Raw genomic sequence first — 22,084 nt, 5'->3', positions numbered from 1 at the left:
AAAAAAATAACAATAAATAGATTGCAGCAAATCATACAGACAAAAAAGCCAGCACATCGGCTGGCTTCTTATCTAGTGTACTTTATTTGCTATGATAGATTTCTTAGAACTGTTTTACAAACGCAACGCCATATACCCATGGGCTGATATCGACTTCACCAATTTTATCACCGTTTAGGCTAGCGTCAGTTTTGATGTCCATGTAGCGCGCGTCAATACGGAAAGACTCAGTAGGCGCATATGGGATGTCAAGACCGATATGGCCAGCAACGCCAACGCTATCATCAAGATCTAGGTCATAATCGCCAGCTAATGGAATATAAACTTTTTCTTTAAAGAAAGTTGTATAGTTCACACCAACACCAACGAAAGGCTTCACATTCATAGGCAGGTTATAGCCGTCGAAGTGATACTGTACAGATAGAGTAGGGGGTAGATGCTGAGTTTTGGCATCAACTTCGTTACCATTTGCATCAGTTAGCGTAATGTCATGATGGAATGGGATGGCTGCTAGTAGCTCAACACCAACGTTATCAGCGATGAAGTATTCGCCACTGATGGTTGGGCGCACATCGCCATCAACGTCAACTGCAAAATCGCCTAAAGCAGTAGATACAGTACCGTTGTCACTTTTAGGGTCAACATAGTGTGCACCAGCGGCCACTGTCCACGTACCAGCAGGAACGGCAAAAGCAGAAGTCATAGTAAGTGCAGTAGCAGCGGCTAAAACTAGGGATTGTAGTTTCATCGTTTGATTCCTTAACGTAATAGAGGATTATCAGCCAACTAATGAGGGATGACAGTAGTGACCAATACATAATATTATGATTATTGATTAATCTGTAACATTATAACGCCATTATAATACAAAACCACTATTTCTGTAAGGTAATAAATGGTTATTCTCAGTATTAAACCAAGACTTTTGCGTAAAGTTATCGATATCGAGGTATTGTGAACTTTTAGAAGTAGATCATAGGTAAAGGATAAAGGTTTTATTTTATCATCCAGCGCCGTAAAACCACATCCTTCTAGGGCGTGGATATCAGGCGTCAGCCATTGTCGTACAATATTGTGAATACCTTGATAACCAAACGCATTGAGATCATAATTAATCCATGAAAACGCTCAAACTACGCATCAAAGACAAACATGCCACTCAGCTCAATATCTTGGCTGGGTCGGTTAACTTTGTCTGGAATTACGTCAATGAGCTTAGTTTTAAACATCTTAAGCGTACAGGTCAATTCTTTTCAGCCTATGATTTGGCCGCTTATACCAAAGGCAGTGGCGAGTATTTAAACTTGCACAGCCAAACCCTGCAAGCGATTAGTGAGGTTCACGCTAAATCCCGTAAACAGTTTAAAAAAGCCAAACTCAACTGGCGCACCAACAACCCAAAGGCCAAGAGAAGAAGCTTGGGCTGGATTCCTTTTAAAAAGACAGCCGTAAAACACCTATCAACTCGTCAATCAGGCAAGACAAGCCTTAAATCTACCATTCAGCTAAGCCTTGCTAAGGGTAAAAAGCTGACCATTGATGTGTGGGATAGCTATAATCTCTCCCTCTACCGTATCAATACGTGCGAATTGGTACAAGACAGTCGTGGTCACTGGTACGCCTGTATCACCGTCAAAGATTTTCCAAAGATTAAGTGTGGTACTGGCCAAGTCGGTATTGACCTAGGCTGTAAGGATTCAGCGGTCAGTAGTAATGGCGATGTTCTAACCACTAAGCTAACCCATCAATATGCTGAAAAACTGGCCATTGCTCAACGTGCCAAAAACAAAAAACGGGTTAAGGCGATTCACGCCAAGATTAAAAACACCCGTCAAGATCTGATCCATAAATTCACATCAAAGCTTGTTAAGGCCAACAGCCTAATCGTTGTTGGTAAAATCAAATCAACATCATTCACTTCATCCAAACTGGCCAAATCCGTCTATGACGCAGGTTGGTTTGAGATTAAGCGGCAACTGGATTACAAATGCGCGAACGCAGGTTGCCACTATATCGAAGTCAATGAAGCGTACAGCACCCAAACCTGCTCGTGTTGCGGCTCCCGCCAAGACAGTCCGAAAGGTAGAGAAGGTCTTGGTATAAGAGAGTGGTTTTGTCGTTCTTGTAAAACGACCCATAACAGAGATGTTAATGGAGCAAAAAACATTCTCGCGGTCGGGCTTGGCCGTCTTTAGTAGGTATCCCCTCCGTTTAGGGAGGGGAGGAAGTCAACTTATTTCACTTGCAACACATCTTATTTGATTAATCAAATTTATATATGTACTAAGAAGTTCTAGTAGAATAATATCGATTTACGTTGTAGTTATGTTAATGTATTGCCGAAATATGTCACGTATTATTCTGTTGCTTTAATTAGAGAAAACATTCCTTAAAACAACAGAATATCGTCGTTTTACCATATATATGTTTTATTTGACCTCGCATGACGGCGAGGTACACAATCAATCGTTTAACCCATTCAAACCAGCATTTTTGATCGTTAAACACCATTGTACAAAGGCCACCATATGTTAGCAGTCAGTAATAGATAGGATAGCACTCGGCCATATCGCACTCAGTGATTGAGCGCATATCGTTGACAAGGATGTGACTACTTTCTTATAGAACCTTAACTTATATCAAAATTAAGGACGCTAAATATGACTACAGATAAGCCTTGGCTTGCTCATTATCCAGCAAACGTACCAAAGAGCATCGACCCTAATCAATACGACAGCCTCATCGAGCTATACGAGGAGTGTTTTAACCGCTTTCGTATGCACCCTATGAGTGTCTGTATGGGCGTGACACACACGTATGATGACGTCGACAAAGCCTCATTGGCCGTCGCCGCATGGCTACAGTCGCAGGGAATCCCCAAAGGTAGCGTGGTGGCATTGATGATGCCAAACGTGCCGCAGTATTTGCCCACGATGATCGGTATCTTGCGGGCAGGCTACGTATGTACGCCTATCAACCCATTATACACTGGCCGCGAGCTGCGCCATCAGCTCAACGATTCAGGTGCGCAAGTTATCTTTGTGGTAGACAACTTTGCCCAAGCGCTCGAGCAGGTCATCGAAGAGACGGCCATTAGACGTATTGTTTTATCCAAAATGGGCGACATGATGGGGCTTAAGGGTATTTTGGTCAATACCGTTATCCGTCAAGTCAAACGCTTGGTACCTAAGTACAACCTCAATGATCCTAAATATAACGTCACCAAATTCCCTGATGTCCTAAAAAAAGGCAAGAGTCTACCGTTTCAGCCCTCAAAAACCAGCTTAAGCCAAACGGCTATCTTGCAATATACTGGTGGTACCACAGGACTATCAAAAGGTGCCGTGCTCACACAGCGCAATGTGGTGGCAGCCGCCCTACAGTCAGAAGCATGGTATCGTCCGGTCACGTCTGAGATCAATGAAGTGTATATCAATATGGTCATGGCGCTACCGCTGTATCATATCTTTGCCTTTATGCTCAGCTTGCTTGGCATGCGCTCAGGTTATACCTTTATCTTGGTTCCTAATCCGCGCGATATGCCAGGATTTGTCAAAACCTTATCAAAACAGCCTTTCCATATCTTGCCCGCGGTCAATACGCTGTTTAAAGGCTTGCTGGATCAGCCAAACTTTAAAGACTTGGATTTTAGCTCACTACGTATCTCGCAGGCAGGTGGTATGGCGGCGACCGAACAAACCGCTGCACGCTGGCTGGATGTGACAGGATGCCCGATGATCGAGGGTTGGGGGATGACCGAAGGCGTGGCCGCTGGTACGGCCAATGTCATCACAGATCGTAAGTTCAATGGCTCTATTGGTATTCCTGTCCCGAGCGTCGATATTATCGTCGTTGGCGAAAACGGTGAGCGCCTAGGTCCCCATCAGGCCGGTGAGATGTGTATCAAAGGCCCAAATGTCACCTCAGGCTACTTTAATAAAGACAACAGTAAAGAGTTTACCAGCGATGGTTACTTCCGTACTGGTGATATCGTTAGTATGGATGAAAAAGGCTACTTTACCCTACTCGATCGCAAAAAAGACATGATCTTGGTCTCTGGTTTTAATGTTTTCCCTAATGAGATTGAGTCTGTCATGTTGGACAGCGACGACATTGTCGACTGTGCGGTGATAGGTATCCCTGATGAGCATCAAGGTGAAGCGGTCAAAATCTATATCGTGCCAGCGGACAACAATGTCACCAAAGAAGCGATTAAGGATTTTGCGCTAGACAACTTGACGGGTTATAAATGCCCGCGTCATATCGAGTTTGTCAGCGAGCTGCCAAAGAGTAACGTCGGTAAGGTACTGCGGCAAAAGCTGCGCGAACAGCATCAACTCGACAACCCGCAAACGCTTTAGTCAAAGCGTCTAACACTGCGGATACTGCAGCGTAAAAAAGCCCTCTATACAGATATAGAGGGCTTTTTTTCTATTTATATTTTCATTGTATTTGCGTTTTAAGTGAGATGCTAGCCAAACTTATTGACCACCTGTAATGGCAGATGCTTCATCGCCTTACCCACCACCGACCACGGCAAGCTTGGTACACAGGCTTCTTCTACCTCAGCCTCAATGGCGGCAACGATGGCTTTGGTGCCCGTCTCGGCATTGACCTCAAACGGCAGCGGTTTGGCGTTTTCATTGATCTCGGTACGTACATAGCCTGGATAAATCGTAGACACCTGAATTGGCAGATTGGTAAGTAGCATATCAGCACGAATACCCTCTGCAAGATGTGCCAGCCCCGCTTTGCTTGCACCATACGCCGTTAGGTGTTTGGGCAAACCGCGCATGGCCGACATACTAGAGATCACCACCAAGTGGCCGCTGTTTTGTGCGCGAAAGATATTCATCGCCGCTTCACACTGTGCCAGCGCGGATATAAAATTGATCTCGACTGTATGACGGTTGGTTTCAAAACGGCCTTTACCAATACGGCGGCTATCTCCCACACCTGCATTGACGACCACACGGTCGATACCATCGAAGTCCGCAGCAAAGGCATCAAACACTGAAAATATCTCGTCATAGTTGCTCACATCCAAAGCGCGATACTCGACCCGAATGTCCGGATACTCTGCCACTAGCTCTGAGGTTAAACGCTCTAGGCGATCGGTACGGCGCGCACAAATCGCCAGATTATAACCAAGCTTGGCAAAGAGTCTGGCCATCCCCTCACCCAAGCCTGAGCTGGCTCCTGTGATGAGTACGGTTTTGCCGCGCCCGACTTGTTGTTTGCTGCGTTTTTTTAGATACCGATCCGGGTATAGCGCGCTTAATATCTGCCGCTTGCGCTGCTGGGCGTTTTTCTTGACGACCTTTAAAATATGATTTTGCATAGACAGTCCTTGACATCTTATAATGAAATAGCGCTTATTTTATCATCAGACAAGATAAGCGGATGATACGCGGCGATCATAGAGAATGGCATTCGTCCTTAGCCGCAGCCGCGAGCGCTGTTGTCCTACTATAGCGTATCCATGCCGTCAGATACCAGCTTATCGCCACGTCACAAATCCTTTGCCTGCTGAAAACAGGTGGCTATACTCATTTAAAGACAGCAAACGCGTTCGCTCATTTTTAAAGGTAATCGCCGTCACCCCAGTATTGACCAGACTTTTATTAATCTGATAAGCCGTTGAACTACCCTGCTTTAATAGCTGAGCTGTGATGGCCGCGATCACGCCACCTGAGGTAAACACCAGCACCGTACTGTCACGATTTAGGCTCATATTCACCACTTTTTGTCGTACCTGCTCAAGCGCCAACTGGGCGCGGTCGTTGAACTGTGGCCAGCTCTCTAGATAGTCATCATCGCACTCGCCGCCATGCCAACGCTGCATCGCTTGATCAAACAGCTCGGCCAAACGCTTAGATGGGACCTCTGCTTGCGCAATCTCGGCCGCGATTGCCGCGCGATTGCCAAAAGCTGGATGAGACTTAATCAAGACGTCTTGATGATTAAACTCATCAAACTGCGGCAAGACATAGCGATCCGTGTTGTCTAAGTCAATGGCAGATACGAGCGGCGGCGTTTGGCTTTGATCCCTACTCGCAAAAGACTGGTAGCGCTGCCAAAAATGCCGCGCTGAGTCTTGCTGTCTGACCAAGCTGCCGGTAAAGATGGCATCGATACGGCGCTGGGTGTTTGCATAATGCTCACCTAACATCTGCGCCTGAATACCGCCCAGCTCTGAGAGCTGATCGTAGTTTGCTTGTCCAAAGGACGCCTGACCATGACGTGCCAGAAGTATGGTGGTCATAAAATGCTGCCTTTTGTTATTAATCCAACGGTATTTGTTAGTAGCCTTATGTGCCATGCGGCGTATCAGCGCGTTACTCGTCCGCCGATGACGACGTCTGGGTAAAGTAACTTTTTGGTAAGATACTTTTGACAATTTTTTGTACAGGACTGGGTAGCTGTGCGATGGTAGCAGCATCGACGCCCATGTCTGCTAAATGCGGCTGCACGTGACTGGTAAACAACGCCTCGCCCTCATACTGAGCGATCAGCTTTAAGCACTTGGCATGCAAGACATGGACGATGATCCAAAAGTTTTTAAAGGCAGGGTTGGTGGTTTGTTTATGATAATAGCGATAATAAATTTGCTGTACGATGCCCGCTAAGCGAAACAACCCAAACACCTCATAAAACGTCCAGTTGTCTATCTGTAAACCCGTACGCTCCAGATAATAATCCACCACTTCCTCACGGGTCATCATGCCCTTTAAATGCGTGGGCTGACGGCGGGATTGCTGCATGATCATGTTATCGTCGGCTTCGATCCAGTAAGCCAAAGCACTGCCCAAATCCATCAACGGATCGCCCAAAGTCGCCATCTCCCAATCGAGCACACCAATGACCTTGGTTGGGTCTTTGGCATCTAAGATCACATTATCAAAGCGCCAGTCGTTGTGAATCAAGCAAGTTTTACTATCAGCAGGTGTGTGCTTAGTCAGCCATTGACGCACCAAAGCAAAGCTTGGCACATTGGGTGTTTTGGCCTTGACATAGCGCTTGTCCCAGCCTGTCACTTGGCGCTCGCAGTAGCCCTCGCCGCGGCCAAGCTCGACCAAGTCAGGATGCGCGCTATAGTCTACTTGATGTAGATCAATCAAGGCGTCGATGACATTGGTGCATAATGCGCGTGTTTGCGCTTCATCTAACTCAATCCCTTTGGGCAGATTGGCACGCGGAATGATGCCTTCCATACGTTCCATGACATAAAAATCCGCTCCGATGACCGACTCATCGGTACATAGCGCCACCATATTTGGCACATAAGGGTAAGCGTCTTTTAAGGCTTTTTGTACCGTGTACTCACGCACCATGTCATGCGCTGACTTGGCTTTGGTGCCTTTTGGCGGACGGCGTAAAATGAGGTCTTGGCTCTTACCTTCGCCTTCATATTGTAGCCGGTACGTCCAGTTTGAAGCACCACCAGAAAATTGCGTCACCGTTGGCTCGCCTTTTATATCAACACCCTGCTCGCGTAGCCAATCGCTGACTGCTTTGATATCAAGCTCTTCGCCTTCGCGCACTGCGCCGCCTTTATCTAAGACGGTGCTCGGTGACTGGTCATCGTTGTCAGTAGAGTTGGCATGAGTATCAGTAGCCATAAGATGTTCCTTATCATGTGGTCAATTAAAGTAATCAATCATTACGGTAAGGCATCTGCATTATCGTCGCTTTGCGCCTTGTCTAGCGCCATTTTAGCGATCAGCAGTGCCTATTTGTGAATATTCAACACGTTTTGAATGTGCAACGCGCCCTACTCTTATATTAAGATTTAGCAGGTTTCGACGAGCGGCTAAAACCTTGACGCTTTAGCTCAAGTTTGGCAATCATGGTTTTATGCACTTCATCAGGGCCGTCAGCTAGCCGCAGAGCCCGAGCTTGTGCATAAAATGACGGCAACATCGTGTCTTGGCACACGCCCATACCGCCATGGATTTGAATCGCCATATCGACCACTTCTTGTAATACCGTGGGTGCGACGACCTTTATCGCAGAGATCTCTGTCAATGCCGCCTTGGTGCCTTGGGTATCCATTTTTTGCGCCGCGTATAGTGTCAATAAGCGTGCTTGGTCAATCTTAACCCGAGCATCACTGATACGCTCAAAGTTACCGCCCAGCTGGATAAGTGGCTTACCAAAAGCCGTCCGTGCCATGCCGCGTTTGACAGCCAGCTCCAACGACTTCTCAGCCGCACCGATACAGCGCATACAGTGATGAATGCGACCTGGTCCCAAGCGGCCTTGGGCTATCTCAAAGCCCATACCCGGCCCGCCGATAAAGTGACTGGCTGGCACACGCACATCATTAAAGCTGACCTCTCCATGACCATGCGGCGCATCATAATCACCAAATACTTTGAGCATACGCTCGATTTTGACGCCAGCAGTTTTTGCCGGCACTAGTACCATCGAGTGCTGATGGTGACGGTCTTTACTCTCATCAGGGGTATAGGCCATGACGATTAATACATCGACCGCAGGATCACCCAGACCTGACGACCACCACTTGCTGCCATTGATGACGATTTCGTCACCTTCGACCACTGCCGTCGCTTGCATATTGGTCGCGTCACTGGAGGCCACCTCAGGCTCGGTCATACAAAACACCGAACGCGTCTTACCTTCTAACAACGGCGTAAGCCACTGGTCTTGCTGCTCTTTTGAGCCATAGCGCCATAACAACTCCATATTGCCGCTATCAGGCGCATTGCAATTGAATACATAAGGCGCCAGCAAACTACGACCTGTCAGCTCAGCAATCGGCGCATAGTCGGTGACAGACAAACCAGCACCCAGCTCATCATCTGGCAAAAATAAGTTCCATAAGCCAGCGTCACGTGCCTGCTTACGCAAGCTCTCGTATTTTTCGGGCCACTGCCATGTGGTCCAGTCACCATCAGGGTTTTGTGCATGGCAGTCTGCCCAAAACTGCGCTTCGATTGGCTCGATATGGGTTTCGATAAAGGCCTTGACGTTGGCATACATGGCCTGACCATGCTCGGTCGCTGTAAACATCAGGGTTTGACTAGACATAGTGACTTCCTTTTCTCTACTTATGATTAATGACTCTTATAAAATTCACATCGAAATTTTAATAAAACGTTATAGTGTACGTACGTATACTCTCTTTTATCCGCTACATTTATAACACAGTGATTATCAATAAACAGCAAAAAAGGCGCGACCAGCTAGGCCACGCCTTTTACAAAATACAAACACTTCATCAGTCAATCATAAAGCCTGTAGAGCTAAACACTAAACAACCTTTTGATATTTCATGTTATTTTAGGATGTTTAAACGACTGTTTAACTCAAAGCGCGCCAAGGCATCTGGCAGCTTATCGAGCGCCACATGTAGAGTCGCCTCTGCTGCTTGCGCCAGTCCCAGCTTTTCTGCAAGCGTTGGTTTTTGTCTGGAATGCAGGGCATACACCTCACTGTCTTCCATACGTGCTAGGATATAGCTGTCGGAGGTTTTCAGCTCATCGACCAAGTTTAACGTCAAGGCATCTTCGCCATACCAGTGCTCGCCTGTCGCGACTTTTTCTAAGTCTAGAGCCGGGCGGTAGGTATTGACAAAATGCTTAAACAGCGCATGCGTCTGCTCAAGCTCTTCTTGGTACTTGGCGCGGTCTTCGGCGTCGTTTTCTCCAAATACCGTTACGGTACGTTTGTAGTCGCCAGCGGTAAACATCTCATAGTCGACATCATGGTTTTTGAGCCATTTATGAAAGTTTGGCAATTGAGAGACCACCCCGATCGAGCCGATCACAGCAAACGGAGCAGCCACCACTTTATCGGCGACACAAGCCATCATATAACCGCCACTTGCCGCGACTTTATCGACACAGACAGTCAAAGTTAAACCGGCGTCTTTTAGACGAACCAACTGTGCCGCGGCCAACCCATAACCATGCACCAAACCGCCGCCTGACTCTAGGCGCACCACTACTTCATCACCCTTGTTGGCGGTGCTAATCAGTGTGCTAATCTCTTCACGCAAATGCTTGACGGCTGTGGCCTTGATATCTCCATCAAAATCCAGCACAAATACCTGTGGTTTGCTGTCGTTGTTTTTTTTCTTATTTTTTGCCTTTAGCGCTTGTTTGGCTTTTTTTGCCATGGTCTTTTTGAACTGCTTGAGGGCGGCTTTGCCTTGCGTGGCTTCCATTAAATCCTCACGGCGCTGCTTTTGCGCTTCGTTTAGATGGCGTACTTTTAGCTCGATAGGATTTTTGGGTGGATGAAATAGCATGATGGTCATTTCCTCAAGTCGGTAGATATGTCGGTAGATATAATGATAACGTTGCTGTTATTAATGTGCAGCTGATATGTGCCCGATTGGCCGTATTTTCAAGCATGATGACATTATTTAACGTAGATACTCTGGCAACCGCTAGTTGTATAACAATGCCAGATTAGGCATAATATGCGTTTACACCAAATTACTGCAGCCTGCGCGATGACCATTTGTCTGAATCGCGTATTTGTGCTTTTTTGCACAGTGCCTATTCGCACAGTGCCTAACTGGCGCCATGCCAATGATGGCTGCATTATTATATTTCGAACTGGGCTGACAACTGGATAACTATATTATGACGCAAAGCACTATGACGCATAGCGAATACCGAGACGAATATTGCGGAGCCGTAACCGAAAGCTTACTTGAGCAAACCATCAGTGTCGTAGGCTGGGTACATCGTCGTCGCGATCACGGTGGCGTGATTTTTTTAGACATGCGTGACCGCGCCGGTATATTGCAGGTCGTCGTCGATCCTGATACGCCAGAGGCATTCGCGACGGCTGATGCAGTACGTCCTGAATATGTGCTAAAAATCACTGGCCGCGTACGCCGCCGTTATGAAGGCACCGAAAACAACAATATGACCAGTGGTCAAGTTGAGCTGTTGGGCAAAGAGATTGAAGTACTGGCCAAATCTGAGACCCCGCCGTTCCCATTGAATGACGAAAATACCACGGTATCAGAAGACTTGCGTCTTAAGTATCGCTATCTGGACATGCGCCGCCCGCACATGCAAGAGCGCATGGTGTTCCGTGCCAAGGCCACCTCAGCGATTCGTCGTTATCTCGACGATCACGGTTTCTTAGATGTTGAAACCCCTATCTTGACTCGTGCTACGCCAGAGGGTGCACGTGACTATCTGGTGCCTTCACGTACCCGCCCAGGTAACTTTTTTGCTTTGCCGCAGTCACCACAGCTATTTAAGCAGCTTCTTATGGTGTCAGGATTTGATCGTTATTATCAAATCGCAAAATGCTTCCGTGACGAAGACTTACGTGCCGATCGTCAGCCAGAGTTTACCCAAGTAGATATCGAGACTTCTTTCTTAAACGAAGAAGAAATCATGAATATCAATGAAGGCCTGATCAAGCACCTATTTAAAACCATGCTTGATGTCGATTTTGACACCTTCCCGCGCATGACTTATGCCGAGGCGATGCGTGACTACGCATCAGACAAGCCTGACCTGCGTATTCCATTAAAATTGGTCGATGTGGCTGATTTAATGAAAGATGTTGATTTTAAAGTCTTTGCTGGTCCTGCAAACGACCCTAAAGGCCGTGTGGCCGCGCTACGTATCCCAGGCGGTGCTTCACTCAGCCGTAAGCAAATCGATGCCTACACCAAGTTTGTCGGTATCTATGGCGCGCGCGGTTTGGCTTATATTAAAGTCAATGATGTAAGCTTGATCAACAACGGCGTCGACAAAGAGTCTGGCCTGCAGTCGCCTATCATCAAAAACATGACTGATGACGTCTTGGTTAGCCTTATCGAGCGTACTGGTGCAGAAGATGGCGACATTATTTTCTTTGGTGCGGACAAAGCCAGCGTGGTAAACGATGCCATAGGTGCCCTACGTCAAAAAATCGGTCTAGATTTAGACATCACCACATGTGAGTGGGCGCCGCTTTGGGTGACCGACTTCCCAATGTTTGAGCAAACTGACGATGGCCGCTGGACGTCTATGCACCATCCATTTACCAAGCCTAAAGGCTCGGTAGATGAGCTAAAAAACAGCCCAGAAACCGCGCTTTCTATCGCTTATGACATGGTATTAAACGGTACTGAAATCGGTGGTGGTAGCTTACGTATCAATACCCTCGAGATGCAGCAAGCTATATTTGAAGCGCTAGGTATCGATGAGCAAGAGGCCGAAGAGAAATTTAGCTTCTTACTCGACGCCTTAAAATTCGGTGCGCCGCCGCACGGTGGTCTTGCCTTTGGCTTGGATCGTTTGATCATGCTAATGGTAGGCGCAAGCTCTATTCGTGATGTAATTGCTTTCCCGAAAACCAAAACTGCTGACTGCCCATTGACCCAAGCCCCTGCTGAAGTCGATAGCAAGCAGCTACGTGAGCTTGGTATCCGTGTGCGCGAAAAAGCACAAGCCGACAGCAATAGACCTGCTCAGTAAGCCCTCAGATAATGTTTAACTATTCTTTATCTGACGGACTACAGGATTCATCACTGCGTGAGTGGTCATGAATCCGTACCATATCTTTAAATACGTGCCACTGTCCGTCCTGCAGATAGTGGCACGTTTTGTCGCTTGGGTTATCATAAAGATACCCAGCTTGAGCATCATGCGCACCGTCAGCATCAATATGTCGCTGATTGCTGATTCTTTATCAGAGCAGCAAAAACAAGCGCTGACCAAAGATATTATCTATCATCAGTGCTTGACCAGTATCGAGTCGGTCAAAAGCTGGGCGATGCCGCCTGAGTGGAGCATCAAGCAGATACGCGATGTCCACAATAAAGACATTTTGTTAGAAGGTCTTGCCAGTCCAAACGGTATGCTGGCCATCGTCCCGCATCTGGGTACATGGGAGATGATGAACGCGTGGCTCAATCAATTTGGTGCCCCGACTATCATGTATAAGCCAGTCAAAGGCGACATCACCAATGACTTTGTCTTGCAAGGCCGCTCGCGGTTAAATGCCACGCTGGTACCCACCGATGGTAGCGGGGTCAGAGCTATCTTTAAGACCCTAAAGCAAGGCGGCTTTAGTATTATATTGCCCGACCATGTCCCTGATCCGTCAGGCGGCGTGGTTGTGCCGTTTTTTGGGATTGAGACGTTGACCAGTACGCTGGCCTCCAAACTTGCCAGTAAAACCAAATGCGCACTGGTCGGCTTATCTTGTATTCGCCGTGATGATGGGCGCGGATTTGATATTTATTGCTATAAGCTTGATGACCCAGCGCTGTATGATCGCGATGCAAAAATAGCAGCGCATGCGCTCAATCTGGCTATGCAGCACATGATTGAGGATAAATGCAGTCATTATATGTGGGGCTATCGGCGCTTTAAGCATATCCCTGAGCTAGACAACCCTTATACGGCTGATAAAAATGCCTTGGCAGACTTTATTCGTAGCAACAATCAACATCGTAGGCGGCTTGATGATGACGAGCAAAACTCACATCGTATGCCATAATTTTTAACCCGCAACAACCGTATAAATCGATATAAACCCTTATAGACCTACCCTCTACTGACTTTAATATGAGTGCATTATGGCAACTGACATAACCCAGCCCTTATCAGACACCCTGACACAACCAGATCATACTGCCGAGCAGCGTTATGTCATCTGTATGAAATGGGGTGATAAGTATGGCCCAGAATACGTCAATCGCCTATACAATATGGTGAGCCGCCACCTGACATTGGACTTTCAGATGGTATGTCTGACCGATGACAGTACAGGTATTGACCCTGCCGTAAAATGCTACCCAATACCTGAGCTGGATCTACCTGCAGGCCCTGAGCGTGGTTGGAAAAAGCTTACCACCTTTAAGCCTGAGCTGTATGATCTCAAAGGTGTGGCGCTATTTTTAGACATCGATATCGTCATCGTTGATAATATCGACGGATTTTTTACCTATCAAGCAGCGCACCCAGACAGCGTCGTTATCATTCGCGACTGGAAAAAACCATGGCGCATGATTGGTAACAGCTCAGTCTATCGTTTCAAAGTTGGACAAAACACCTACCCTGAATTACTGGCAAACTTTGAGCGTAACTTTGAGACCATTCGCACGCAGGTGCGCCATGAGCAGGCTTATCTATCGAACTATCTGCGCGAGCATCATCATTTAGAGTATTGGGATAAAAGATGGTGCGTGAGCTTCAAATACCAATGTATTGCTCCTATTCCATTCAATCTAGTACGTGCCCCGACCCTACCTGAGGGCGCAAAAATCGTCATCTTCCACGGTGAAATTAATCCACCAGACGCCATCAAAGGCGGCGGCGGCAAGTGGTATCGTCATGTCAAGCCAAGCCCATGGCTTGAGGAGTATTGGCAATGAGTTTAAATAAGAAACTATGCCAATAGATGCTGCAGGTTAAGTCATAATTTCTTGAAAGCAATCAACCACCTATAAAATTGGACTCTTCATGAATATCACCGTAGTAGGTACAGGCTATGTCGGATTATCTAACGCTATGTTGCTTGCACAACATAACGAGGTCATAGCTGTTGATATTGTTCCTGAAAGAGCTGACCTGCTTAACCTCAAGCAATCACCTCTTGAAGATAAAGATATTGAAGACTTCTTAGCCAATAAAAGCATTAACTTTAATGCAACTTTAGAGGCAAAAGTAGCATATAAAAATGCTGATATCATAATTATTGCTACTCCAACCGATTATGACCCTGAGACAAATTTTTTTAACACCAAAAGTGTTGAATCAGTTATCGATGAGGTGCTCGCAGTCAATAAAAATGCATTAATCGTTATTAAATCTACGGTTCCTGTTGGATTCACCGAAAATCTAAAAGATCGTCTATCTACTAAAAACATTATATTTTCACCTGAGTTTTTAAGAGAGGGTCAAGCTCTACATGATAACCTCTACCCTTCTCGAATTATTATCGGTGGTCAACTAGAAAAAGCTAAGCAATTTGCTACGCTATTGCTTGAGGGTGCTATTAAAAAAGATGTTCCTATTCTTTATACTGAATCAACTGAGGCGGAAGCTATTAAGCTGTTTTCAAATACCTATCTCGCAATGCGTGTGGCTTACTTTAACGAACTCGATACTTATGCTCAAACTTACGGACTTGATACCAGACAAATTATTGAAGGTGTAGGGCTAGACCCACGTATTGGCAGTCATTACAACAATCCCTCATTTGGTTATGGTGGCTACTGCCTACCAAAAGATACCAAGCAGTTATTGGCCAATTACGATGAAGTTCCAAGCAATCTAATTAAAGCTATTGTTGACTCTAATAAGACTCGTAAAGACTTTATAGCCAATACTATAATCTCTAAAAACCCTAAGATCGTCGGTGTACATAGATTGACAATGAAAAGTGGCTCAGATAATTTTAGAGCTTCGTCTATTCAAGGTGTGATGAAGCGAATCAAGGCCAAGGGAATTGAGGTAGTTGTATATGAGCCCGCTTTACAAGAAGGTCTATTTTACAACTCAAGAGTCATTCGGGATCTAGAAGAATTCAAGTCTATCAGTGATATCATTGTCGCTAACCGTAGGGCAGATGAGCTGAATGACGTGGCTGATAAAGTATTTACCAGAGATTTATTTGGTAACGATCAATAGTTTTATTAAAAAGTAGACTGGAACTATAGTTAAATCTTTATAAAATCGATACAGCCCATATCATGAAACAGTTTAGGTAGATTATTCTCCATCCACCCTTGACGCAGAAACTTAGCCTGTACCCACTTCTTCTCGATAGGGTTTAGATCAGGGCTGTACGGCGGTAGCCAAAGAATACGATGGCCATGTCTAGTCTATTAAGTAGTTTTTGGATACGTCTGCTTTTATGAAATCGAGCGTTATCCATAACGATCACGCATTGAGACTTGAAATAAGTGTGAACTTACACCAGTCATAAAATATATTGCTATTGATGTTCTGCTCAAAGTAATCAAGCGCAAACAGCATTTTTTCATAGAAAGCTCCGATGACATTCGTTCGTCTCGGAGCCTGCCAGCTGTAGCTATCGATACAGGGTGTACCTATCGGCGCATAGCCATGAGAACGAATGATCTCGTGCCGCGCGCGTATATATAGACAATGGGATAGCCTTGTTGAGTTAAGTGATCAAGCTTACTCTGGTAAGCCGTTCTTTTTATCAGACACGCTTTTGGATGTTTTAAGGTCTTTTTTTTGACTGATACCAAGACTCTTGAGAGCATTAAAGATGCCCGTTTGACTACAGTTCAAGCGGCGAGCTCTTTCATAGTTATAATCATCTGGGTATCTTTTTACGTCTTCAATCAAGGCGTCATCAGGTATTTTAGTCGATGCTTTATTTCTGGTCGTTTTAGGAGCTAGGTTCTGCTGCCAGCTATGAATGGTGCTGGTGCTAAGTCCATAAAATAGCGCAGCTTCTCGTATGGTCATACCATCAGCGATGCTAAAAAGTACCTGTTTGCGATAGTCGATTGAATAAGTCATCGTTTATTTCATTAAATGCAATTGTTAATAAGAGCGTATCGATTTTATTTGGATTAGACTATATACTAAACAATATATTTGATTGCCAAACTGTGAATAAAAGTCTATCTTATGAAACCTCCAAAGTGTATTGAAATTAAAGCCTTTAATAATTCATATTCTATTGTCAGATTTACACAGAAAAACGATTTAGTTAGCTATAAGGATTTGTCTGTCAATATAATAGCCTCTGGTCCTTCAATAAGTAATATTAATTATGACAAGGATTTTCTGGATAGCCCTACTATTTTTGTTAATGGCAGTATTACTCTACTCGAAAAGTTTAACTTTGCTAAAATAACTGGCTATGTGATTAGTGATGATAGATTTATTAGACATAATCCCAAAATCATAGAGAATATATATTCTGGTCAACCCTTGTTCATTACTAAGCCAGTTCTACACTCGCTTGCAGAGAACTTACCTAAACTCATAGAAAAATATCACGACTTTATTAATATCATCTACCCTGTAGATAGACCGTTACTTGTTAATAATAAATCTAGCCTTTTAAAGTCTCTTCCTATGCTTAATAAAGTAGCTAAGAAAAAACTTTCTTTGGATAAGTTTAAAGACCATCAAGACTTTGTAATCGATTCTACAAGCTACCCTAAACCTATTGGCGTTTCTTTAAATATAGAAAATGGCTTTGTTGAAGCTGGCACGGTAGCTTTTGTCGCCGCCCAATTGGCTTATACTTTGGGAGCCAAACACATTAACTTATACGGCATCGACTTAATTAATAGCAACCAACCTAGATTTTATGAAAGTAAAGATGAGATTGCCCCTTGTAAACTTGATAAGGCCATCACCGATCGTATCGTACCCTCATTTGACTTGATGGGTAAAGTGTATAATCAGCATGGGGTTAAAGTTACTAATAAGTCTCCTGTATCTAAGGGTTTATTTAGAAACATATAGAACTTTCAAATAAACAAGAGGAGTGATGGCTCAATGAAAGAGTTATCTGGATGGAAAAGAAAAGCAGTTCTACTATTTGCTAGTGAAAAAAAGTTGGGTGCCAGCGAAGCTCTATTGAGTTACTCTAATAAATCCTATGCAGATATGAAAACCAAAATCCTAACAGAAAACGAAGTTGAATTGGTAGAAGATGCTCACAAACCGCGTATAAAAAATCTATCTGATCATCTTAATAAGGTCAAGGCAGAGTTTATTAATCAGCCAGAAATCTGTTTTTATCATGCCACATTAATTATTCTTTTACGCCGTGGATACAAACTGCAAGAAACTTTTAAAGAGTTTGAAAGGTTATGGGAGGCGGAGTCTGATTTTTTATTGAACAGTCTATCTTTACGCTGGATAGTATCTGCATGCGATACTTTTGTCGACCATTTAACGGATCCTCTACGCTCTGCGATTTTACTCAATGTGGCTACACTAGTAAATACACTTAAAGTATATGAAACGCAAACATACTTGTGTGGATTGAAAGACATAAAGACCACCCTTGAGGAAAATATAAATTCTCTATATGCCGAGCATTTGACCTTATATAATGGATTAACCTACTTCCGTATAGGTACAGACGATACGCTTAGAAATATGCGAGAACGTTATGAGGGTTTTAAAAAGTTAGACCCGTTAGCAGCAAAAATTTTATTATTTGTATTTGATAAAGTTCAGGCCTTAGACACCGCCTTTTCTTTAGTAAAAAGCTTACATAAAGATGAAAAATCACAATGGTGGGTATAAAAAACCAAGTAGAGAAACTCTGCCACCTTATTCATCTAATAGTTTATCAAATAACCATTCAATTTATTTTTAACTTATTGAGAATTTTATGAGCAAATTAGTTCAAACCGACTCTATTACTAATGGTAACGATAATCAAAGCTTCATTGTCTGCTGCTTTTATACTGCAAACTATCAAGAACATGCTATGCGTTTAAAGTCCTCTCTAGATGAGTTTAATATTAGCTACTACTTTAGTGAAGTTGAAGATGCGGGCTATTGGGAAGCCAACACACGCCTTAAACCACATTTTGTACTAGAGTGTTTAGACAAGTTCCCTCACAAGGATATTTTGTATTTAGATGCAGACGCTATTGTTAAAAAACCAATTCATTACTTTAATAATATTACTGCAGATGTTGCGTTTTATAAAACCAAAGGTATGCCAGGTATGTCGCACGACTACCTTGCCAGTACTATGTTCTTTAGAAACACTGAGCTAACCAAAGCGTTAGTAAAGCAATGGATCTCTGAGCAAGTAGATGGCAAAGAAACTCAGGTTGATCAAGACAGCCTTGATGAAGCAATGATTAAATTTGAAAATAAAATTTCAGTTGAGCCTTTGCCTGCAGGCTACATCAAAATCTTTGATAAAGACTATGAGGGTGAAATATATATCGAGCAGTATCAAGCCAGCCGCGGGCAAACTAAATTAAGACGTCAGAAAATTCGTCGTCGTAATAGAATAGCGGGTGTCGTTCTTATCGCTGCAACTGGTATTGCTCTATATTCTATTATTAATTAGATTCTTGATAAGAAGATTCTTTGCTTATTTTTGCGAATTCTTGCACAGCAACTGATTACGTAATTTCATATCAACTAAATTTTAGAAGATATTATATGCAAATTCTCATTACAGGCGGAGCAGGCTTTATCGGGTCCGCTCTTATACGCTACTTAATCAAGAATACTGACCATCAGATTTTAAATATTGATAAATTAACCTATGCAGGAAACTTAGAATCACTGGTCGAAGTTGAAAGCAGCCCCAACTATGCTTTCAAGCAAATAGATATATGTGATGCAGTCGCTATCGAGCAAACATTTTCCAACTTCCAACCTGACCTAATCATGCACCTTGCTGCTGAGTCACATGTTGATCGCTCAATTGATGGCCCTGCTGAATTTATAAACACCAATATTGTTGGTACATATACGCTCCTAGAGGCCAGTCGAAAATACTGGCAAAGCTTAGATGTGTGCAGAAAGTCCCGATTTAGATTTCATCATATTTCCACTGATGAGGTTTATGGAGATTTGGAGGGGACTCATGACTTGTTTACTGAATCAACCCCTTATGCTCCAAGTTCTCCCTACTCTGCATCAAAAGCCAGTTCAGATCATTTGGTACGTGCTTGGTATCGCACTTATGGGCTACCTATCGTTACTACTAACTGCTCTAACAACTACGGCCCTTATCATTTCCCAGAGAAACTTATACCCTTAGTCATATTAAACGCATTAGATGGAAAAGCACTGCCTATTTATGGCAAGGGCGATCAAATACGTGACTGGCTTTATGTAGAAGACCATGCGAAAGCACTTTATAAGGTTTTGACAGAGGGAACAACTGGGGAAACTTATAATATCGGTGGTCATAACGAAAAACAGAATATTGACGTCGTTAAAACTATTTGCCAGATTTTAGATGAACTAAAACCACAATCAAACAATCAACCCTACGAAGAACTCATTACTTTTGTTAAAGACCGTCCTGGACATGACTTACGCTATGCGATTGATGCCTCCAAGATTAAAAACGACTTGGGATGGATTCCAGTAGAAAGCTTTGAAAGCGGTATTCGTAAGACAGTTGAGTGGTATTTAAACAATTTAGATTGGTGTCGCCGTGTCCAAGATGGCAGCTATAAACGTGAAAGGCTAGGAGTACAAGTATCATGACGACCAAAGGAATTATCTTAGCAGGTGGTTCAGGCACTCGACTTTATCCAATCACTAAGGGTGTTTCCAAACAGCTTTTGCCAATCTATGATAAACCGATGATCTACTATCCACTATCTGTCTTAATGCTAGCAGGTATTCGAGAGATACTGGTTATCAGTACACCCGAAGATATCGATGGGTTTAAGCGCTTGTTAGGAGACGGTAGCCAGCTAGGCATTGAAATTACATACAAAGTGCAGCCGAGCCCAGATGGGTTAGCACAAGCATTTATTATTGGTGAAGATTTTATCGGCGACAGTAACGTGTGTTTAGTACTGGGAGATAATATTTTTTATGGACCCGGTCTAACTCCCTTATTACGAAATGCGGTGAATCAGAAGTCTGGAGCTACTGTATTTGGCTATCAGGTAAAAGATCCTGAACGTTTTGGAGTGGTCGAGTTTGATGAAGACAAAAGAGCAATTTCAATAGAAGAAAAACCTACCAACCCTAAGTCGAACTTCGCAGTGACTGGCCTATACTTTTATGACAATGATGTTGTAGAGTTTGCTAAACAGGTAAAACCCTCAGATAGAGGCGAGCTTGAAATCACCACTATTAACCAAATGTATATGCAGCGTGGAGATCTAAAGGTTGAATTGCTAAGACGGGGCTTTGCTTGGTTAGACACAGGCACTCATGAAAGTTTAATTGAGGCTGGAATGTTCGTGCAAACGATTGAAAAACGTCAAGGATTTAAGATTGCTTGCTTAGAAGAGATTTCTTATCACAATGGTTGGTTAACAAAAGAGGATTTGAAAAAAATCGGCAATGCACTTAGTAAAAATAGTTATGGTCAATATTTATTAGATTTGGTATTACAATAATGAGTCGTAAAATATTACACATAGGCTCTGCTGAAAAGTTCATGCCTAGTTTTATAGAGCTTGTAAAAGAAAATTTCGACTTTAATGGTCATGAGTTTTATCTATCTAAAGGTATGGCTGAAAAAGACATACCTCAGTCTGATAATATTTACTTACTTCCCAATAAAAAGAGACTATCTAAGCTAAAGCATTATTCGCAAATTTTCATCAAGATGCACCAAGCTGATAAAGTAATATTACATAGTCTGGCTAATATAAGCATCGTAAAGCTACTGTTTTTATCTCCTTGGCTATTAAAGAAATGTTATTGGGTAATATGGGGAAACGACTTATACACTTATAAATTTGACAAGCGCAATCGCAGATGGCGTGTCAGAGAAGTATATAGACGACCTGTCATTAAGAAAATGGGCTATCTAGTTACCTATATGCAAGGTGATATCAATTTAGCTAGGGAGTGGTATGGCGCTAAGGGTGAGTATAAAGAATGCCTAATGTACACCAGTAATATATATAAATCAGTTAATGTTGAAGAATCGGCCAAGAGCCAGGTTAGCATCCAACTGGGAAACTCTGCTAATAGTACAAACAATCATATAGAGATAATTGAAAAATTAGCCCGATTTGAAGACAATAATTTTCGAGTATACACACCACTCTCCTATAGCGGCCAAAATCATGCCAAAAAAGTTATTAAAATAGGAAATGAATTGCTCGGGGATAAGTTTTATCCAATGACAGACTTCATGCCATTTGATGACTACCTAAAGTTTCAAGGTTCTGTCGATATTGGGATTTTTAATAACAGTAGACAGCAGGCATTAGGTAATATCATTACTTTACTAGGCTTGGGAAAAACAGTATATATGCGTGATGATACCAGCCAATGGCAGTTGTTTTTAGATAAAGGTTTAAAAGTCTACAATGTAAAAAACTTTAATAATCTAGATTATCATCACCACGAAAATAATGTTTTATTAATTAAACAGTATTTTTCCAAAGAGACTTTAATTCAACAACTTACGGAACTTTTCTAAG

General features: G+C 43.5%; 20 protein-coding genes. 12 read left to right on the top strand and 8 right to left on the bottom strand.

Features of this window, described 5'->3' with window-relative positions:
• Positions 1-103: 103 nt before the first annotated feature.
• Positions 104-748 (bottom strand): OmpW/AlkL family protein, encoded by a 645-nt coding sequence (locus tag CAP50_RS07105; protein ID WP_100749525.1) that lies wholly within the window; start codon positions 746-748, stop codon positions 104-106.
• 370 nt (positions 749-1,118) lie between these two features.
• On the opposite strand from CAP50_RS07105, the gene CAP50_RS07100 reads away from it, so the two are divergent.
• Both CAP50_RS07100 and CAP50_RS07095 read left to right on the top strand, forming a co-directional pair.
• Positions 1,119-2,195, top strand: a complete 1,077-nt coding sequence (locus CAP50_RS07100; protein WP_100749524.1) for an RNA-guided endonuclease InsQ/TnpB family protein — start codon at positions 1,119-1,121, stop codon at positions 2,193-2,195.
• Between the two features lie 465 nt (positions 2,196-2,660).
• Positions 2,661-4,361, top strand: a complete 1,701-nt coding sequence (locus CAP50_RS07095) for an AMP-binding protein (RefSeq protein WP_100749523.1) — start codon at positions 2,661-2,663, stop codon at positions 4,359-4,361.
• Positions 4,362-4,471: 110 nt separating this feature from the next.
• Here the strand turns inward: CAP50_RS07095 and CAP50_RS07090 are convergent, their stop codons facing one another.
• The 5 genes from CAP50_RS07090 to sohB form a co-directional block, all read right to left on the bottom strand.
• A complete protein-coding gene (locus tag CAP50_RS07090; RefSeq protein ID WP_100749522.1) occupies positions 4,472-5,341 on the bottom strand; it encodes an SDR family oxidoreductase in 870 nt (289 codons plus the stop codon).
• Between the two features lie 159 nt (positions 5,342-5,500).
• Complete coding sequence (locus CAP50_RS07085; RefSeq protein ID WP_075102335.1) at positions 5,501-6,265, bottom strand: histidine phosphatase family protein; 765 nt, start codon at positions 6,263-6,265, stop codon at positions 5,501-5,503.
• Positions 6,266-6,338: 73 nt separating this feature from the next.
• Entirely contained in the window at positions 6,339-7,622 is a 1,284-nt protein-coding gene (locus CAP50_RS07080; RefSeq protein WP_100749521.1) for a phosphotransferase family protein, read from the bottom strand.
• Positions 7,623-7,785: 163 nt separating this feature from the next.
• Positions 7,786-9,036: an acyl-CoA dehydrogenase family protein gene (locus CAP50_RS07075; protein WP_172953087.1), complete on the bottom strand. Its 1,251-nt coding sequence runs from the start codon at positions 9,034-9,036 to the stop codon at positions 7,786-7,788.
• A gap of 265 nt (positions 9,037-9,301) precedes the next feature.
• Positions 9,302-10,276, bottom strand: a complete 975-nt coding sequence (gene sohB / locus CAP50_RS07070; RefSeq protein ID WP_100749572.1) for a protease SohB — start codon at positions 10,274-10,276, stop codon at positions 9,302-9,304.
• Positions 10,277-10,631: 355 nt separating this feature from the next.
• On the opposite strand from sohB, the gene aspS reads away from it, so the two are divergent.
• From aspS to CAP50_RS07050, 4 genes are all read left to right on the top strand, one after another.
• Positions 10,632-12,458 (top strand): aspartate--tRNA ligase, encoded by a 1,827-nt coding sequence (gene aspS / locus CAP50_RS07065; protein ID WP_100749571.1) that lies wholly within the window; start codon positions 10,632-10,634, stop codon positions 12,456-12,458.
• A 67-nt stretch (positions 12,459-12,525) separates the two neighbouring features.
• Positions 12,526-13,485, top strand: a complete 960-nt coding sequence (locus tag CAP50_RS07060) for a lysophospholipid acyltransferase family protein (protein WP_100749519.1) — start codon at positions 12,526-12,528, stop codon at positions 13,483-13,485.
• A gap of 79 nt (positions 13,486-13,564) precedes the next feature.
• Positions 13,565-14,362 (top strand): glycosyltransferase, encoded by a 798-nt coding sequence (locus CAP50_RS07055; RefSeq protein WP_100749518.1) that lies wholly within the window; start codon positions 13,565-13,567, stop codon positions 14,360-14,362.
• A gap of 88 nt (positions 14,363-14,450) precedes the next feature.
• On the top strand, positions 14,451-15,620 hold the full coding sequence (locus tag CAP50_RS07050; RefSeq protein WP_100749517.1) for a nucleotide sugar dehydrogenase: 1,170 nt from the start codon (positions 14,451-14,453) through the stop codon (positions 15,618-15,620).
• Between the two features lie 29 nt (positions 15,621-15,649).
• On the opposite strand, the gene CAP50_RS12930 is transcribed toward CAP50_RS07050, so the two are convergent.
• Together CAP50_RS12930 and CAP50_RS07040 are read right to left on the bottom strand one after the other, a co-directional pair.
• Positions 15,650-15,796 (bottom strand): transposase, encoded by a 147-nt coding sequence (locus CAP50_RS12930; RefSeq protein WP_100749570.1) that lies wholly within the window; start codon positions 15,794-15,796, stop codon positions 15,650-15,652.
• A 337-nt stretch (positions 15,797-16,133) separates the two neighbouring features.
• Positions 16,134-16,484, bottom strand: coding sequence for an IS630 transposase-related protein (locus tag CAP50_RS07040; protein WP_100749516.1), 351 nt, complete (start codon positions 16,482-16,484; stop codon positions 16,134-16,136).
• Positions 16,485-16,595: 111 nt separating this feature from the next.
• Here CAP50_RS07040 and CAP50_RS07035 point away from each other — a divergent pair, with 111 nt between their 5' ends.
• From CAP50_RS07035 to CAP50_RS07010, 6 genes are all read left to right on the top strand, one after another.
• The gene (locus CAP50_RS07035; protein ID WP_100749515.1) at positions 16,596-17,444 is read left to right on the top strand and encodes a hypothetical protein; all 849 of its coding nucleotides are present in this window, start codon (positions 16,596-16,598) and stop codon (positions 17,442-17,444) included.
• 33 nt (positions 17,445-17,477) lie between these two features.
• Entirely contained in the window at positions 17,478-18,236 is a 759-nt protein-coding gene (locus tag CAP50_RS07030; RefSeq protein ID WP_100749514.1) for a hypothetical protein, read from the top strand.
• A gap of 88 nt (positions 18,237-18,324) precedes the next feature.
• Entirely contained in the window at positions 18,325-19,020 is a 696-nt protein-coding gene (locus CAP50_RS07025; RefSeq protein ID WP_100749513.1) for a putative nucleotide-diphospho-sugar transferase, read from the top strand.
• A 95-nt stretch (positions 19,021-19,115) separates the two neighbouring features.
• Positions 19,116-20,177 carry a dTDP-glucose 4,6-dehydratase gene (gene rfbB / locus CAP50_RS07020; RefSeq protein WP_100749512.1) on the top strand — a complete coding sequence of 354 codons (1,062 nt, stop codon included), beginning with the start codon at positions 19,116-19,118 and terminating at the stop codon, positions 20,175-20,177.
• Positions 20,174-21,046 carry a glucose-1-phosphate thymidylyltransferase RfbA gene (gene rfbA, locus CAP50_RS07015; RefSeq protein WP_100749511.1) on the top strand — a complete coding sequence of 291 codons (873 nt, stop codon included), beginning with the start codon at positions 20,174-20,176 and terminating at the stop codon, positions 21,044-21,046. The genes rfbB and rfbA overlap by 4 nt, the downstream gene beginning before the upstream one ends.
• Positions 21,046-22,083, top strand: coding sequence for a TDP-N-acetylfucosamine:lipid II N-acetylfucosaminyltransferase (locus CAP50_RS07010; protein WP_100749510.1), 1,038 nt, complete (start codon positions 21,046-21,048; stop codon positions 22,081-22,083). The genes rfbA and CAP50_RS07010 overlap by 1 nt, the downstream gene beginning before the upstream one ends.
• Position 22,084: the final 1 nt, after the last annotated feature.

It is taken from the genome of Psychrobacter sp. L7, from assembly GCF_002810365.1.
Lineage (GTDB): Bacteria > Pseudomonadota > Gammaproteobacteria > Pseudomonadales > Moraxellaceae > Psychrobacter > Psychrobacter celer.
Note: the sequence above shows the minus strand (reverse complement) of the source record. Positions and strands in the feature narration are given on the sequence as shown.